The 17,114-nt window shown below is 71.4% G+C and carries 13 protein-coding genes; 5 read left to right on the top strand and 8 right to left on the bottom strand.

Features of this window, described 5'->3' with window-relative positions:
• Positions 1–113 precede the first annotated feature (113 nt).
• On the top strand, positions 114–935 hold the full coding sequence (locus tag QL985_RS03620; protein WP_121241982.1) for a hypothetical protein: 822 nt from the start codon (positions 114–116) through the stop codon (positions 933–935).
• Positions 936–989: 54 nt separating this feature from the next.
• Here QL985_RS03620 and QL985_RS03615 read toward each other — a convergent pair whose 3' ends face one another.
• The 3 genes from QL985_RS03615 to serS all read right to left on the bottom strand — a co-directional run bounded on the left by QL985_RS03615 (position 990) and on the right by serS (position 4,068).
• A complete protein-coding gene (locus QL985_RS03615) occupies positions 990–1,622 on the bottom strand; it encodes a hypothetical protein (protein ID WP_047978290.1) in 633 nt (210 codons plus the stop codon).
• Between the two features lie 63 nt (positions 1,623–1,685).
• The gene (locus QL985_RS03610) at positions 1,686–2,600 is read right to left on the bottom strand and encodes an HAD family hydrolase (RefSeq protein WP_208546778.1); all 915 of its coding nucleotides are present in this window, start codon (positions 2,598–2,600) and stop codon (positions 1,686–1,688) included.
• Between the two features lie 163 nt (positions 2,601–2,763).
• Positions 2,764–4,068: a serine--tRNA ligase gene (serS, locus tag QL985_RS03605; RefSeq protein WP_208546776.1), complete on the bottom strand. Its 1,305-nt coding sequence runs from the start codon at positions 4,066–4,068 to the stop codon at positions 2,764–2,766.
• A 129-nt stretch (positions 4,069–4,197) separates the two neighbouring features.
• On the opposite strand from serS, the gene QL985_RS03600 reads away from it, so the two are divergent.
• Positions 4,198–5,178, top strand: coding sequence for a diacylglycerol kinase family protein (locus tag QL985_RS03600; protein WP_245190501.1), 981 nt, complete (start codon positions 4,198–4,200; stop codon positions 5,176–5,178).
• Positions 5,179–5,262: 84 nt separating this feature from the next.
• Here the strand turns inward: QL985_RS03600 and QL985_RS03595 are convergent, their stop codons facing one another.
• From QL985_RS03595 to QL985_RS03580, 4 genes are all read right to left on the bottom strand, one after another.
• On the bottom strand, positions 5,263–6,657 hold the full coding sequence (locus tag QL985_RS03595; protein WP_208546864.1) for a GntP family permease: 1,395 nt from the start codon (positions 6,655–6,657) through the stop codon (positions 5,263–5,265).
• A 5-nt stretch (positions 6,658–6,662) separates the two neighbouring features.
• Positions 6,663–7,664, bottom strand: coding sequence for a prephenate dehydratase (gene pheA / locus QL985_RS03590; protein WP_208546772.1), 1,002 nt, complete (start codon positions 7,662–7,664; stop codon positions 6,663–6,665).
• Positions 7,661–7,996, bottom strand: coding sequence for a rhodanese-like domain-containing protein (locus tag QL985_RS03585; RefSeq protein WP_208546770.1), 336 nt, complete (start codon positions 7,994–7,996; stop codon positions 7,661–7,663). Before QL985_RS03585 ends, pheA begins: the two co-directional genes overlap by 4 nt.
• A 192-nt stretch (positions 7,997–8,188) precedes the next feature.
• Positions 8,189–9,688: an amino acid permease gene (locus QL985_RS03580; RefSeq protein ID WP_208546768.1), complete on the bottom strand. Its 1,500-nt coding sequence runs from the start codon at positions 9,686–9,688 to the stop codon at positions 8,189–8,191.
• 412 nt (positions 9,689–10,100) lie between these two features.
• On the opposite strand from QL985_RS03580, the gene QL985_RS03575 reads away from it, so the two are divergent.
• The 3 genes from QL985_RS03575 to QL985_RS03565 all read left to right on the top strand — a co-directional run bounded on the left by QL985_RS03575 (position 10,101) and on the right by QL985_RS03565 (position 15,308).
• The gene (locus QL985_RS03575; protein WP_208546766.1) at positions 10,101–11,834 is read left to right on the top strand and encodes an amidohydrolase; all 1,734 of its coding nucleotides are present in this window, start codon (positions 10,101–10,103) and stop codon (positions 11,832–11,834) included.
• A 78-nt stretch (positions 11,835–11,912) separates the two neighbouring features.
• Positions 11,913–13,559, top strand: coding sequence for a thiamine pyrophosphate-binding protein (locus QL985_RS03570; RefSeq protein WP_208546764.1), 1,647 nt, complete (start codon positions 11,913–11,915; stop codon positions 13,557–13,559).
• Positions 13,560–13,679: 120 nt separating this feature from the next.
• Positions 13,680–15,308 carry an amidohydrolase gene (locus tag QL985_RS03565; RefSeq protein WP_208546762.1) on the top strand — a complete coding sequence of 543 codons (1,629 nt, stop codon included), beginning with the start codon at positions 13,680–13,682 and terminating at the stop codon, positions 15,306–15,308.
• A gap of 198 nt (positions 15,309–15,506) precedes the next feature.
• Here the strand turns inward: QL985_RS03565 and QL985_RS03560 are convergent, their stop codons facing one another.
• A complete protein-coding gene (locus QL985_RS03560) occupies positions 15,507–16,886 on the bottom strand; it encodes an NAD-dependent succinate-semialdehyde dehydrogenase (protein WP_047978285.1) in 1,380 nt (459 codons plus the stop codon).
• Between the last annotated feature and the right edge of the window lie 228 nt (positions 16,887–17,114).

Here is a 17,114-nt window from a genome sequence, read left to right as displayed (position 1 = left end):
CTCACGGCTCCTTATGCGTGTCACCGGGCCGTGGTCGGATGATCCTGAATGATCGCGGCGCCACCTGGAGGGCTCGGCGGCGCGATGGTCTCTGACGAAGCTCTCCCGCGGCGGTGACCCCCACCGCACACCCGTTGCCCACCCCGGAGGTGACCGTGCACGACCCGCAGGACGAGAGCGCCGCGCGCGTCTACGTCTTCCACGGCACGGACTCCACCCAGGTGCTCGGTCCGGAGCACCTGATGGACCGGGTCCGCACCCTGATCTCCGCGGCCGGCGCCGTGCCGCTGCCCTCACCCACCGCCCACCCGGACATCGCCTCCCGACCGTTCACCTCGGAGGCCGCTCAGCTGCCCGGTGACACCGGGCCCGCCCCGTGGTCGCGGGAGCGCAGCAGCGTGGCCGAGGTCTCCGTGGATTTGGGTGCCGAGCGGTTCTGGGACCGGATCGAGGCGGGCAGCTTTGCCACCTGGCGGGACCGGTGGCCGGAGTCACCGCAGGCGCCCCTGTTCCCACCCACCACTCCGGACTGGCTCGCGGGCGCACCTCGCTGGGAACTGGATCCACTGGCCCCCGCCCTGGGTCCGGCGGCGTCGGGCGGGTGGGTGCGCAGTCCGTCCCGGGCCTGGGACCAGCCCGCAGCTGCCAGGCCTCCCGCGCAGACGCACGGTCCGGCCGGGTCGCGGCACCACGGGATCGGACTGTTCCAGCTGACCGACCTCGAGTCCTTCTGGGTGTTCCCTCCCGAGGAGGACGTCCCGGCCGTGGTGGCCCGCTGCGAGGCCCTGGCGCAGGACCACCCCGCGTTCTCGTGGCTCACGGGCTACTTCGACGCCCGGGACGTGGCTGGTTCGCTGCGGCTGCCCGCAGAGTGCCTGCCCCTGCTGGCGGCGGACCTGACGGGGGCCGGACATCCCGTGGACACCTGGTGGTGAGAACCGGGGACGGGTTCTCCCCGGGGTGGGAGCGTGCGCTCTTGGTCCAGGGCGCTATCCCTCGAACGTCCCGGGGGCCTCGCACAGCCGCAGCAGCGTGGCCGCCGCGGGGCGGGCCCGCCACTCCTCGTTCCACAGGGAGCGGACCACGGCCTTGGACACCGCCTGCGGGGTGATTCCCAGCTGCTGCGCGGCGGCCTTCTGCTGTCCTCGCGCACCGGGGACCATGAGGTCCACCACGCGCCACTCGGCCTCGCTGCGCACGGCCACGATGTGGCCCACGATCCGCAGCACGGCCTCAGCCTGCGCCGCGGCCTCCGGGTCCGCCGCGCTCACACGCACGGCCACACGGTCGGTGCTGCGGGTGTGCTGGGCGGCGTGGTGCCCGAAGCCCATGCCCGGGCCCTCCGCGGTGACGGCCACCCGGCCGTCCGGCTGGTCCACGCGCGTGAGGTACACGTCCCCCACCCCGATGCCCACGGCGTAGGCGCTGTTCCGCAACCCGGTCATGGCCGCGTCCACCGCGGCCTGCGGGTCCTCCGTGAGACCGCGGACCACACCGGGGGCCGAGGGCTGGAACGGTGCGCGGGTGGGCAGCGCGCTGAGCCGCCGACACACCTCGCGGTCCGTGTCGGGATCCGGGCGGGATGCGTCCGCCACGCGCTGGGTCAGGGTCAGGACGAACACGGTCTCAGTATCGCAGTTCCATGAGGTTTCACAGGTCGTGTCCCGCGCCGGTGGGCGTGGACCTCACAGCAGGGTGCGCAGGACGGCCGCCGCGCCGTCGTCGTAGACGCTGCCCGTGACCTCGCAGCTGACCTCGGCCACCTCGTCCGGGGCCTGGCCCATGGCCACGCCGCGGGCGGCCCACTGCAGCATCTCGATGTCGTTGCGACCGTCCCCCATGGCCACGGTGTGGGCGGGGTCCACACCCAGGTGCTCGCGGATCTGCTCCAGGGCGCTGGCCTTGGAGACGCCGTTCGCGGCCACGTCCAGCCACGAGGACCAGCCCACGGAGTAGGCCACGCCGTGCAGACCGGCCTGCTCGATCGCGTCCGCGAAGTCCCCGGGGGCGTCCGTGGCGCTGTAGACCACCAGGCGCACGGCCGGGATCTCGGCGAGCTCGTGGATGTCCACGCCCACGGCCTCGATGCCGAAGGAGGCGTCCTGGAAGCGCTCGGTGGAGTAGAACCGCCCGTCCGCGCCCTCCAGCGCGAACTTGGCGGTGGGCAGCTTGCTCGCCAGTGCCTTCAGGGCGTTGGCGGGGTCGAAGCTCACGCGGTTGGTGACCTCGTAGTGCTCGGGCAGCTCGGGGTCCAGCCGCAGGGTCACGCCACCGTTGGAGCACACCGCGAAACCGGACTCGATGTGGCCCTGCCGGATCACGGGCAGGGTGGCGCCCATGGAGCGGCCCGTGGAGATCACCACGTGGTGCCCGGCGGCCACCACGGCGCGCAGGGAGTCCTTGACCCCGCGGGACATGTGTCCGTCGTGGTCCACGAGCGTGCCGTCCACGTCCAGCGCCACGAGGTACTGGACGCCGTCCTCCCTGGTCCAGGAGCTGGAGCGCGGGGTCTGGAGCTTCATGGGCGCGAAGGCGTCCGCGGCGCTCTTCGCGCGGTCGTCGGTGCGCCGGTCGTCGGTGCCGGCCTGGATGTCAGTCATGAGAGTCATGGTGTCACATGAGCACGGGGGCATGTCCGCCGGTGGACGCCCGGGTGACGCGGGGGTGAAGTCCCCTGCGCACCGCCACGCACGACGCCGCCCGCTCGCCGCGCGCGGGCACGGTGGGCGGGCGGCGTCGTGGACGGGCCGCGGCAGGACGCGGTCAGGCGACGGGACGCAGGACGTCCTGGCCCCGCAGGTAGGGCCGCAGGATCTCGGGGACCGTCACGGAGCCGTCGGCCTGCTGGTGGGTCTCGAGCAAGGCCACGAGCCAGCGGGTGGTGGCCAGCGTGCCGTTGAGGGTGGCGACGGCGCGGGTGCCGCCCTTCTTGACCTTTCCACCGGCGTCCGTGGTCTCGGGCAGCCGCTCGCGGATGTTGAGGCGGCGGGCCTGGTACGTGGTGCAGTTGGAGGTGGAGGTCAGCTCGCGGTACTTGCCCTGGGTGGGGATCCACGCCTCGCAGTCGAACTTGCGGGCGGCGGACGTGCCCAGGTCACCTGCGGCGGTGTCGATCACGCGGTACGCGAGCCCGCACGCCTGCAGCATCTGCTCCTCCCACGCGAGCAGCCGCTCGTGCTCCGCGGCGGCGTCCTCGGGGTGGCAGTAGACGAACATCTCCAGCTTGTTGAACTGGTGCACGCGGATGATCCCGCGGGTGTCCTTGCCCGCCGAACCGGCCTCGCGGCGGTAGCACGAGGACCACCCGGCGTAGCGCAGCGGGCCGTCTGAGAGGTCCAGGATCTCGTCCGCGTGGTAGCCGGCCAGTGCCACCTCGGAGGTGCCCACCAGGTAGAGGTCGTCCTTGCCCACGCGGTAGATCTCGTCGTCGTGCTCCACGTCGAAACCCGTGCCGTTCATGATGCCCGGGCGCACCAGGTTGGGCGTGGTCATGGGGATGAAGCCGTTGTCCAGGGCGAGGTCCTGCGCGGCCATCAGCAGCGCGGTCTCCAGCCGCGCGACGTCCCGCTTGAGGAAGTAGAAACGGGAGCCGGAGACCTTGGCGCCGCGCTCCATGTCGATGCCGTCCAGCAGCTCGCCGATGGCCAGGTGGTCGCGCGGCTCGAAGCCCTCGGCCGCGAAGTCCCGGGGCGTGCCCTCGGTGCGCAGCTGCACGAAGTCGTCCTCACCGCCGGAGGGGATGCCCGCCACGATGAGGTTGGGGAATTGGGCCACGAGCTCCTGCTGCGTGGCCTGGGCCTCGTCCGCCGCGGCCTGGGCGGCCTTCACGTCCGAGGCGAGCTGCTTGACCTGCGCCAGCAGCTGCTGCTTCTCCTCGCCCTGGGCCTTGGCCACCTTTTTGCCGAACGCGTTCTGCTCGGCCCGCAGGGACTCGAACTCGGTGATCGCGCTGCGGCGCCGGGAGTCCGCCTCGAGGATGCGGTCCACGAGTCCCGGGTCCGCCTCGCGGGCGGTCTGGGAGGCACGGTAGGTGTCAGGGTCGGCGCGCAGCTCGTTGATGTCGATCACCCGTCCAGGGTATCCAACGGATGCTCGGGGGCGCGATACAGCGTCCCGGGCCGCCACGGCGGCCCCGCCACCGTAGACTGGCCGCTACCGTCTCCACCCCCTTCTCAACCGATCCAGGAAAGGGTGCCCGTGCAGGATCATCCGTGGGAACCCCAGCGAGTGGCCGTCGTGGTCAACCCCATCAAGGCCCTTGCCGACGTCGCCCGGGACTCGGTCATCATCGCGTGCCGCAAGGCGGGCTGGGCAGATCCCGTGTTCTACGAGACCGAGGCGGACGATCCCGGCTTCTCCATGGCGCGCCGCGCGGTGGAGCAGGGCGCCGACGTCGTGCTGGCCGCGGGCGGTGACGGCACCATCCGCGCGGTGGGCGAGTCCCTCGCCGGCGGCGACGTCCCCCTGGGCCTGGTGCCGCTGGGCACGGGCAACCTGCTGGCCCGCAACCTCGAGGCGGACCTCGCGGATCCGCACCACTCCGTGGACGTGGCCCTGTTCGGCTCGGAGAGGTCCATCGACACCGTGGTCATGCACCTGGAGACCGCGGACGGCCGCACCGAGGACCACCGTTTCCTGGTCATGGGCGGCGCGGGCTTCGACGCGCAGATCATGGCCGACACCAAGGACAACCTCAAGGACCTCGTGGGCTGGGCCGCGTACGCGGAAGCAGGGGCGCGCCACCTGTTCAGCGGCCCCCGGTGGGCCCGCTTCAGCCTGGACGGCGGGCCGTGGGTCTCGCGCCTGGTGCGCTCCGTCATGATCTGCAACTGCGGGGAGCTCACAGCGGGGATCGTGCTGGTGCCCAACGCCAAGCTCGACGACGGCTTCCTGGACCTCGTGGTCATGACCCCCCGCTCCGTGGTGGGCTGGCTGCGCATGATGGCCAAGGTGGTGCTGCAGCACCGCCACGAGCCGCCGGTAATCAACTACTTCAGCGGCAAGACCGTGCGGGTGGAGTTCCACGAGCCCATCGAGTCCGAGGTGGACGGCGACCCCCTGGGGGACGTCAAGGCCTTCGAGACCACCATTGACCACCGCTCGCTCAAGGTGCGCGTCCCACCGTCCCAGGCCGACGACGCCGGCATCCGTCAGCGGGATCCCGCACGGGGCGCCTGAGCGGCCCCCCGTCCAGAACGGAGGGCGCCCCGGCCCGGAAGATGTTCTTCCGGGCCGGGGCGCTCTCGTTCAGGCAGAGGCGCGTCAGAAGGCGCCGGCCAGCCCGAAGATCACGGCGGCCACCGTGAAGCCCACCACGCCGATGATGGTCTCCAGCACCGTCCAGGTCTTGAACGTGGTGCGCACGTCCATCTCCAGGAAGCGGCCCACCAGCCAGAACCCGGAGTCGTTGACGTGGGAGAGCACCACGGAACCAGCCGCCACGGCCACCACCATGGCGGCCAGCTGGACCTCGTTGTAGCCCCCGGCCAGCACCGCTGGGGCGATCAGACCGGCGGCCGTGGTCAGCGCCACGGTCGCGGAGCCCTGCGCCACGCGCATCACGGCGGCGATCAGGAACCCGGCCAGGATCACGGGGATGCCGAGGTCCGAGAGGACGTCCTCGAGGGCGTCGCCGATCCCGGAGGTGCGCAGCACACCGCCGAACATGCCACCGGCGCCGGTGATGAGGATGACGGAGCAGACCGGGCCCAGGGCGGACTCGAAGGTCTTCTCGATCGCGGAACCGCTGAGCCCGCGGGCCCTGCCGATGGCCAGGGCCGCGACGATCAGGGTCAGGGTCAGGGCAATCGGGGTCTCACCGATCGCGCGCAGCAGCTGGAACCAGGTCTGCGACGCCGTCTCCTCGGACACGGCCCCGGACTTGGCCAGGGTGCCCAGCCCGGTGTTGAGGAAGATCAGCAGCATGGGCAGCAGCAGGATGCCCACCACGGTGCCCACGGCGGGAAGGTTCGCCACGTCCTCAGCGCGGCCCAGGATGGTGGGCACGGGGAGGTTGATGCGTCGGCCCACGATCTTGCCGAACAGGTAGGAGGACAGGTACCACGCGGGGATCGCGCAGATCAGGCCCACCAGGATGATGTAGCCCACGTTCGCCTCGAAGAAGGTGGCCGCCGTGACCGGCCCGGGGTGGGGCGGCAGGAACACGTGCATCACGGAGAACGCGCCCACGGCGGGCAGAGCATACGTGAGCACGCTGCCGCCCAGCCGGCGCGCGACCGAGAAGACCACGGGCAGCATGACCACCAGGCCGGCGTCGAAGAAGATGGGGAAGCCGAAGAGCAGCGAGGCCACCCCCAGTGCGAGCGGTGCCCGCTTCTCACCGAAGACCCCGATGAGCTTGTCCGCGAGCACCTGCGCACCGCCCGAGGTCTCGAGCAGGCGCCCGAGCATCGCCCCGAGGCCCACGAGAAGCGCCACGTTGGCCAGGGTGTTGCCGAAGCCGTAGAGCATCACGGGGACCACCTGGTCGGTGGGGATTCCCGTGACGAAGGCTGTGAGGGCCGAGATGATGATCAGAGCCAGGAACGCGTGCACCCGGAACTTGATGATGAGCACCAGCAGCACCGCGATGGCCGCCGCTGCGATGAGTAGGAGCGGGCCCGCTGTCAGCGTCTGGCTCCAGCCCTCGATCTCCATGGACGTCACTGTCCTTTCAGGTTGTCGACCCACGAACGGGCCTGGACGAATGCGGCGTCGCTGTGGTGCGAGGCCACGGGGACCACGAGCTGGTCAGCCCGGGGGTACGACCCGAGGAACCGGGTGCGGGGACAGATCCGGCGGACGCCCATGAGGGCGTCGGCCACCCGGTCGTCCTGGATGTGCCCGTCGATGTCCACGGAGAAGAAGTAGTCGCCCAGGTGGGTCTTGGCGGGGCGGGACTCGATGCGCGTGAGGTTGACCCCGCGGGTGGCGAACTGCTCGAGGATGTCGAGCAGCGCCCCGGGGCGGTCCTGCCACAGCGGTACCACCAGGGAGGTCTTGTCCGCTCCGGTGGGGGCGGGCATCCGAGCGTCCGGGCGGGCCACGAGCACGAAGCGGGTCACGGCCTGCTTGTTGTCCCCGATGTCCTCGGCCAGCACGTGCAGCTCCGGGTGGGCCGTGACGACCACGGGTGAGCACACGGCGGCGTCGTAGCCGAGGCCCTCGGTGCTCACCCCGCCCGCGCCGTCCAGCATGGCCACGGCGGACGCCGCAGTGGAGGGTGCCGGAACGTATGCCACATTCGGCATGTTCTTCTCCACCCAGCGGCGGATCTGCGCCCACGCCACCGTGTGGGTGGACACGGTGCGGACGTCCGCCAGCTCGGTACCCGTCGGCGCCACGAGCGAGAACCGGATGGGGACCACGATCTCCCGCAGGATCCGCAACTCGGCGCCGAAGGAGACGTCGTCCAGCGTGGCGGTCACGCCACCTTCCACCGAGTTCTCGATGGGCACCACGGCGGCGTCCACGCGTTCCTCACGAACGGCGGCCAGCGCGGCGGGCACCGAGTTCATGGGAGTCCGCTCGGCGGCGTCGGCGCCCGGGACCTGCATCAGGGCGGCCTCGGTGAACGTGCCCGCCGGGCCCAGGAACGCGTACCGACGGGCACGTGGCCCCGGGTCCACCGGACCCGGGGCCACGCCGGAGACAGCGGCGTTCACAGAACGCGCGCCGCTTCCCCGGTCTCGGACACGATGGGCTTGCCGGCGTCCGCCCACGCACCCATGCCGCCCAGCACGTTCACGGGGTCGTAGCCGTACTGCGCGAGGTACGCGGTGGCGCGCAGCGAGCGACCGCCGGAACGGCAGATGACGTAGACGTCCTGGTCCAGCGGGACCTCCTCGGAGCGCTCCGCGAGCTCGGACAGCGGCAGGTGCTGCGCGCCCTCGATGTGCCCCGCGTCCCACTCGTTCTGCTCGCGCACGTCCAGCACGGGAGCGTCCGCCGGGATCTCGTCCACGGTTGCGGACGGCAGGTTGTTCACGTTGTCCATGGGTTCCTCCGTAGTGGGCCCGGGCGTTTCTTCCGGTGCCCCACCATAGTGCCCATGAGCGTGATCACGTTCCGCGCCACGGTTCAGCGCGAGCTGGACCCGGCGCGGCACCCTCGTCCGAACGCCCGAGTGCCGTGCGCCGTCGCCCCGCCGCCCTTGGTGCGCCGCGCCGACCGCCGGGGACGACGCCGCTCAGCGCACCTCGTTCTCGCCGGGCTCGGCGGCCACGTGGTCGTCGTCCTCACCTGTGGTCTTGAGCTCGGGCAGGCCCTTCTTGGCCACGTGGCGCTTGGAGAACTCGTAGCCCACGGTGGTGGCCACGATGATCAGCACACCGGCCAGCAGGCTGTAGTACCAGTGCGGGTTGCTGAAGTCGAACATGATGTAGAGGGAGAGCACCACCAGGAACGTGAGGCACACGTAGTTGGTCACCGGTGCGCCGGGCATCTTGAAGTGCACCGGCGCCACCTGGCCGCGGTCCACCTGACGGCGGTAGCCCAGGTGGGACACGAAGATCGAGATCCACCCGAAGAGCACGAACACGGAGCAAGCGCTCAGCACCACTTCGAACGCGTCCGCGGCACCCAGCGCGTAGATGAGCACGATCCCGAAGAGGTCGAAGACGAAGATGCACAGCAGGGCTCCGGAGGGGACTCCGCGGTGGGAGACCTTGGACATCACCTCCGGGGCCTGGCCGTGGGCCGCGAGGTTCCGCAGCAGCCGCACGCACGCGTAGAGCGTGGCGTTCACACCGGAGATCGCCGCCGTGAGCACCACGAAGTTCATGATGCCCGCGAGCGCCGGGATGTTGAGCGAGGACAGCGCGGTGACGAACGGCGACTGCTCACCCGAGTACTCGGAGGTGGGCAGCAGCATGGACAGCACCAGGATGGAGCCGATGTAGAAGATGGCGATGCGCAGCACCACGGAGTTGATGGCTTTGGGCATCGACTCCTCGGGGTCCTTGGCCTCGCCGGCGGAGACGCCCACGATCTCGATGGCCGAGAAGGAGAACACCACGCCGGTCATCACCACCACGAGCTGCAGCGCCCCGTTGGGTGCGAAGCCCTGGTTCCACAGGTTGGACACGGACGCCGCGGTGGGGGCGTTGAAGATGTCGCCGGCCACCACCAGGATGATGCCCGCGCCCAGGAACAGCAGGATGGCGAGCACCTTGATGGCCGCGGCCCAGGTCTCGATGAACCCGTAGAGCTTCACGCTCAGCAGGTTGCAGCCCACGATGGTCATGGCCGCCACCAGGGAGGGGATCCAGCCCGGGATCTCGGGCCACCAGAACTGCACGTACACGGCGAGCGCCGCGATCTCCCCCACGCCGGCCACCGCGGAGAGCGCCACGTAGATCCACCCGGTCATGAACGCGAACCGGTTGCCCACGAACTCGCGCGCGTAGGAGACCCACGCACCCGTGGTGGGGCGGTGAATCACGAGCTCCCCGAGCGCCCGCATGAGCAGGTACACCACGGTGGAGACCACCAGGTAGGACAGGACCAGGGCAGGTCCAGCAGTGGCCAGGCGCTCGCCGATGCCCAGGAACAGGCCCACTCCGATCGCACCGCCGATGCCGATCATCTGGATCTGGAAGTTGCCCAGGGACTTCTTGTACCCCTGGTCGCCCCTCTCCTTGTAGACGGGCATGGGGCCGGTGGCCGGCGCCTTGGGGTCGAAGGGCATGAGTTCTCCTGGGTGGGAGGGGGTGTGCGTCCGTGGCGCTCGTGATGCGCCCGGCGTCCGGCACTCGCACCGGAAGCACACTTCGTTGTCCACGAGGTTAGCGGCACACGGTGCGCCCGGGGTGACGGTGCGGCGTCGTGACGGGACCTGGACGGGACCTGGACGGCATCCGCGCCGCGGGACGGACCGCGTTCCGCGCCGTTCACGGCCACGGTGCCCGCGGCGTGTCGTCGCTCACGGCGCACGGCGCGTTGTCGCGCACGGCGCGGGGCCCGTCGTCGCGCGCGGCGCGAGGCGTGACACGGGCGACGGCGCGCGAGACGATGGGCCTCTGCCCGCGAGTCGTGGACCGACCCGCGCGGCACGCAGCGGGCACGTGCGGCCCGAACCGACCGGAAGCAGGACGGCACCCATGGCCCTCGACGTCATCTTCACGAACGGCACCATCCACACCCAGGACCCGGAGCGCCCCGTGGCCCGTGCCCTGGGGGTCCACCACGGCCGGGTGGTGAGCCTGGACGACGACCTCGCACCGGAGCTCTTCGACCGCACGATGGACCTGCGCGGCGCCACCGTGGTCCCCGGTTTCCACGACGCCCACTGCCACCTCACCATGCTTGGAGAGGCCCTCGTGCAGGTGGACCTGCGGCCGACGACCGTCCCGACCCTGGCCGAGCTGCTCGACGCCGTGGCCGCCGCCGCGCGGGACGCCGCACCCGGCGAGTGGGTCCTGGGGCAGGGCTACGACCAGAACCACCTGGGCGGCTCCCACCCCACCGCCGAGGCGCTGGACGCCGTGGCGCCGGAGAACCCCGTGTGGCTGTGGCACAACTCCCGGCACATGGCCGTGGTCAACACCGCCGCGTTCGAGGCCGCGGGGTACCCCGGACGCACCGGGTTCACCGTCCCCGAGGGCGGCAGCGTGCCGCTCGACGAGCACGGCGCCGCGCTGGGGCTGCTCGAAGAGACGGCGCGCGGCCTGGTCTCCGGGGCCATGCCGCCCAAGACCGCCGCACAGGTGGCCGAGCAGATCGGGGCCGCGAGCGACGTCGCCCTGGCCGCTGGGATAACGTCCGTCACGGAACCCGGCTTGGGCGCCCCCGAGCACCTGGGGCAGTCCGTCACGGACCTCGCGGCATACCAGCTCGCGCGGGAGCAGGGGCGGCTGGGCGTGCGCGCCACCGTCATGCCGTACCTCACCACGCTGCACCCGGTGGGCGCGCCGGACGCGCCGGGCGCCGCAGACGCCCGGTGTGACGACGCCGCTGGGTCCCCTTCCGGCGCGGGCGCGGCCGGTGCGGACGGGGACCACGCGGACCGGCCCTTCGGCCTGGACCTGGGGCTGCGGACGGGGCTGGGGGACGACCGGCTGCGCATCGGCGCGGTGAAGGTGCTCGCGGACGGTTCGCTCATCGGCCGCTCCGCGTTCATGACCGAGGACTACGCGGCGGACACCGAGGCCGGAGTGGCCAACGCCGGGTACCTGCAGTTCCCACGGGAGTGGCTCGAGGAGCGGCTGACCGCCGCGCACGCGAACGGCTGGCAGCTCGCCGTGCACGCCATCGGGGACGGGGCGGTGGACGTGGTCCTGGACGTCCTCGAGGCGGCGCAGCGGCGGTTCCCCCGCGAGGACTGCCGCCACCGCATCGAGCACTTCGGCGTGGCCAGCGACGAACAGGTGGCGCGTGCCGCCCGGCTCGGCGTGGTCCCCGTGCCCCAGGGCCGGTTCGTGAACGAGCTCGGGGACGGCATCGCCCGGGCCATGGGCGAGCCGCGCACCCGGTTCTGCTACCGCATGAGGTCCCTGCTGGACGCCGGGATGGTGGTCCCCGCCTCCACGGACGCACCCGTGGTGGACTACCCGCCGCTGGCCAATATCCACGACATGGTCAACCGGTCCACGTCCTCCGGCGCCCCGTTCGTGCCGGAGGAGCGCGTCACGGTGGCCGAGGCGGTGCACGCGTACACCGTGGGCAGCGCGTACGCCTCCCACCAGGAGCACGAGAAGGGGCGGCTGGTGCCGGGGATGCTCGCGGACTTCGCGGTCCTCTCCGAGGACCTCTACACGGTGGACCCGGCGACCATCCGGGACCTGCGGGTGACCGCCACGGTGGTGGGCGGCGAGGTGGCGCACGGCTCCGTGTGACGCTCCGGCGGTAGGATCGCCGGACAAGCCCCAGAACGGTGATCCGGGCCACACTCGATCCGGAGTCAGGAGAACCCCATGCCCCAGCAGTCCGCCGGCCACCTCATCGTCGAGTCCCTCAAGGCCCACGGCGTGGACCGCGTGTTCAGCGTGCCCGGGGAGAGCTTCCTGGACGTCCTGGACGGGCTCTACGACTCCGGGGTGCAGAACGTGGTGTGCCGCCAGGAGGGCGGGGTCACCTACATGGCGGAGGCGCACGGCAAGCTGACCGGTCGCCCCGGGGTGGCCATGGTGACCCGCGGTCCGGGGGCCTCTAACGCCTTCGTGGGCATCCACCTGGCGTGGCAGGACTCCACTCCCCTGGTGCTCTTCGTGGGCCTCGTCCCGGTGGCCCACCGGGAGAAGGAGGCGTTCCAGGAGTTCGACCCGCACCAGTGGTTCGGCTCCCAGGCCAAGCGCGTGATGGTCCTGGACGAGGCGGACCGTGCGTCCGAGTACGTGGCCGAGGCGTTCTTCGCCGCAAGCTCCGGACGGCCCGGGCCGGTGGTGGTGGGTCTGCCCGAGGACGTCATCACCCAGCTCACGGACGCGCCCGTGGTTCCGCCCGTCCCCGTGGCCGAGGGTGCCGTGGGTGCGGACGAGCTGGCCGAGCTGCGGGGCGCACTGGAGGCGGCGGAGCATCCCGCGATCCTCGTGGGCGGACCCCGCTGGAGCCCGGAGGCCGCGCGGCAGGTCACGGACTTCGCCGAGCGCCACGGCATCCCCGTGGTCTCCGACTGGCGGGCGGCGGACCGGGTCCCCGGCACCTCCCCCGTGAACGCGGGCGAGACCGGCTACGGGCGCAGCCGGGAGACCATCGAGACCCTGGAGCACGCGGACGTGCTGCTCGTGGTCGGCGGAACGCTCTCGGACATCCCCACGGACGGGTTCACCGTGCGCCAGGACCGCTCCGCCGTGAACTGGATCGTCAACATCGACACCTCGCTGCGCCAGCACTCCGGTGCCGTCACCCGTCAGATCCTGGCCTCCCCGGTGGCGTTCGGCCGAGCCCTGGAGGGCCTCCAGCTGGGTGAGCACCCGGACTGGTCGCAGTGGCTCGAGAAGCCCGTGGCCGCCCGCCGCGCCCGCTACGAGATCCCGGCCTCCGCGGGGGACAACGCGCCCGGCACCGCGGACATGACCCTGGTGATGAAGGCGCTGATCCCCCACCTGCCCGAGGACGCGGCGGTGGTCTACGGCTCCGGCAACCACACCGCGTGGGCGAACACGTACGTGCCCACGGGGGCCTACCCCTCGCAGCTGTCGGTGCGCAACGGCACCATGGGCTACTCCGTGCCCGGCGCGGTCTCCGTGTCCCTGGAGCAGCCCGAACGTTTCGTGGTCGCGGTGGCCGGCGACGGCGAGTTCCTCATGAACTCGCAGGAGCTGGCGACCGCCCGGCAGTTCGGCGCTCACCCGCTCATCCTGGTGCTGGACAACGGCCAGTTCGGCACCATCCGCGCACACCAGGAGAACCACTACCCCGGGCGGGTCTCGGGAACCCAGCTGGAGAACCCGGACTTCGCCACCGTGGCCCGCGGCTACGGGGCCTTCGGGGCGCGCCTGGAGCGCAACGAGGACATCGAGGGGGTCGTCGCCGACGCCGTGCGGGCCGTCACCGAGGACCGGATCCCGGCCGTGGTGCACGTGGTCGCGGACCCCGCGAAGCTCCTGCCCGGCATGTAGCTGTCCCCGCAACGACGACGTACCGCGCCCCTCGGGTGGGCGGCGGCGTCGTCGTAGGGTGGTGCCTGACGACCGGAGGCCACCGCGCCGTCGTCGCCCCGGCGCACCACGAGGAGTCCCATGCACCGCCTGTTCCACAACGCCACCGTCCACGCCATGAACCCGGCCACGGGCTGGACCCCGCAGGGCCAGTGGCACTCCCACGACATGCCGCACCCCGACGCCATCCTCACCTCGGAGGACCGGATCGTGGCGGTGGGCGAGTACCGGCGGCTGCGTGACATGGCCCCGCTGGGCACCGAGCGCATGGACCTGGGTGGCGCCTACGTCCTGCCCGGCATGGGCGACGGGCACATCCACTCGGCCATGTACTCGCGCTCCCTCATCGAGCCGGACATGCGCGGCTGCGTGAATCTGGACGAGGCCCTGGCGGTGCTGAGGCCCTACGTGGAGCAGGCCAGGACGGACCCGTCCATCACGTGGATCTTCGGTGGGCAGTGGAACATCAACGCGTGGACGAGCCCCGAGCGTCCGGACCGCCACGTGCTGGACTCGGTGGCGCCGGACGTTCCCGTGGCGCTGAGCTCCCTGGACCTGCACACACTGTGGCTGAACTCGCGCGCGCTGACCGAGCTGGGGCTGGACCGCACCGTGAAGGACCCGGACGGCGGCGAGTTCGAGCGGGACGAGCACGGGGAGCTCACCGGGGTGCTCAAGGAGGCCGCCGCGATCCCCATCCGGGACGGTCTCATGCAGTCGGACGTCTCCGGGAGCATCGACAGCTACCTGCCCCTGGGCCAGCGCGAGCTGCTCCAGCGCGGCATCACCTCCATCCACGACATCGACGGCGTGGACTGCCTGCACGCGTACCGCAAGCTCCACGACCGCGGTGAGCTGGACATCCGCGTGCACAAGATCCTTCGGCAGGAGCAGATCGAGGACTTCATCCGGCGCGGGATCCGCACCCACTCCGGGGACGAGTGGATCTCCATGGGCCCGCTCAAGCTCTTCGCGGACGGCGCCCTGGGCTCCCACACGTGCCACATGTCCGAGGCGTGGCCCGGAACCCAGGACCACGGGATGGCCGTGATGGAGCCCGAGGAGCTGGAGCACTGGATCCACCGGGCGGCCTCGGCGGGGATCGCCGCCGCCGTGCACGCCATCGGGGACCAGGCGGCCACGGAGGCGCTGGACGCCATCGAGGCGAACCAGGCCATTTCCCGGGCCTTCGGACTGCGCCACCGGATCGAGCACGCGCAGTACGTCAAGCGCACCGACGTCCCCCGGTTCCGGGAGCTGGAGGTCACCGCCTCCCTGCAGCCGATGCACTGCACCACGGACATCCCCCTCAACGGGTTCCTGGAGGACCGGGACCTCGTGGCCTACGGGTGGAACAGCCTGCGGCGGGCGGGCGCGGAGCTGGTCTTCGGTTCCGACGCCCCGGTGGAGGACCCCAACCCGTTCCACGGCATCCACGCGGCCATCACCCGCACCCGGGACGGCTCCCCCGAGGGCGGGTGGCAGCCGCACGAGATCATCTCCCGCCCGGAGGCCGTGTCCCACTACACCCACTCCGTGGCCCGCGCCTCCTACGAGGAGAACCAGAAGGGGTGCCTGGCCCCCGGGATGCTCGCGGACTTCGTGTGCGTGGACCGGGACATCTTCGCGGTGGACGCGGAGGCCGTGCGGGACACCGTGGTGGAGGCCACGGTGGTGGGTTCCCAGATCCGCTACCAGCGCGAGGACTGACGCCCGCGCGCGGCCGGTACCGCGCGGCGTCGCCGTCCCCGCGTACGACGCCGCCCGCAGCGGCCCGCGGGACGCCTGGCCCGGACTCCGGGGCCTCGGCCCACCCACCGGGCCCGGCGCCGTCACCGCCCCCGGGTACGACGCCGCCCCCACACCTGTGCAGGCGCAGGGGCGGCGGACACGGGGTGCCTGTGCCGACTACTTCTTCTTGGGCGTGTGGATCAGCTTCTTGTTGGCGAACTCCTCGATGCCGAACGGGCCGAGCTCACGGCCCACGCCGGAGCGCTTGACGCCGCCGAAGGGCAGGTCCGGGGCGGTGCCGGTGACCTCGTTGACGTAGACCATCCCGGAGTCCACGCGCTGCGCGACCTCCAGCGCGGCTTCCTCGTCCGCGCCGAACACGGAACCGCCCAGACCGAACGGCGAGGAGTTGGCGAGCTCCACGGCCTCGTCCGCGTCCTTGACCTTATAGACCACGGCCACGGGGCCGAAGATTTCCTCGGCGTACGCGCGCATCTCGGGGGTGACGTCCGCGAGCACCGTGGCCTCCATCCAGGCCCCGGGCTTGTCCAGCTTCTTGCCGCCGGCGAGCACGGTGGCGCCCTTGTCCACGGCGTCCTGGACCTGCTCCATGATCTCGTCACGTGCCTCCACGGCGCACAGCGGACCCAGGAAGGTCTTCTGGTCCATGGGGTCCCCGGGGGTCACGCCCTGCACGGCCTGCGCGAAGTTCTCCACGAACGCGTCGTACGCCTCTTCCAGCACGATGAACCGCTTGGAGTTGGTGCACGCCTGGCCGTTGTTGAGCATGCGCCCGAAGACACCCTGCTTGACGGTGCGCTCCACGTTCTCGGCGTCCAGCACGATGAAGGGGTCCGAGCCGCCCAGCTCCAGCACGACCTTCTTGAGGTTCTTGCCCGCGGCGGCGGCCACGGCCGAGCCCGCGCGCTCCGAGCCCGTGAGGGACACGCCCTGCACAGCCGGGTCCGGGATCACGATGTCCGCGATCTGCTCGTTGGACGCGAAGATGTTGATGTAGACGTCCTCCGGGAAGCCTGCGTCACGGAAGAGCTCCTCCTGCACCAGCGCGGCCTGGGGCACATTGCCCGCGTGCTTGAGCAGCACGGTGTTGCCGAGCATCACGTTGGGGGCGGCGAAGCGCGCCACCTGGTAGTAGGGGAAGTTCCACGGCATGATCCCCAGCAGCACGCCCGTGGAGTCGAGCACCACGCGGGCCTCGCCACCCGTGGAGGGCGTCAGGGTGCGGCCCTTCATGAACTCCTCGGCATTGTCCGCGTAGTAGTCGTAGATGTCCGCCACGAGCCGGACCTCCTCCACGGACTGCGCGAGCGGTTTGCCCATCTCCTCGGTGATCAGGGCGGCGAGCTCGTCCTCGCGGTCGCGGTACAGCCCGGCCATGGTGTGCATCAGCCGCGCGCGCTCCGCCACCGGGACGGTGCGCCAGGAGGTGTACTCCTTGGCGGAACGGGCCACGGCATCGCGGATCTGCTCGTCCGTGGCGGTCTCGAAGGTCTTGACGGTCTCCCCGGTCGCGGGGTTGGTGGTTGCGTAAGCCATGGCTCCAGCGTATGGCGCGTCACACCGCGATGGCAGGGGGGTTCACCGAGGGCGAGAGTCGAGGACGACGACGCCGCGGCACGCCGGTCGCGGACCGCACCGTGCGGCGTCGTGCGGGGTCACGGGCGAGAGGCACGCGGGACCAGGACCAGGACCAGGACCAGGACCAGGACCAGCATGACGGGCGTCACGAACCGGAACAATCGGCGCGCGGGCGTCCACCCCCTG

The organism is Kocuria sp. APC 4018 (assembly GCF_030407675.1).
GTDB lineage: Bacteria > Actinomycetota > Actinomycetes > Actinomycetales > Micrococcaceae > Kocuria > Kocuria rhizophila.
The sequence above is the reverse complement of the archived record's forward strand: the minus strand, read 5'-3'. Positions and strand labels throughout refer to the sequence as shown.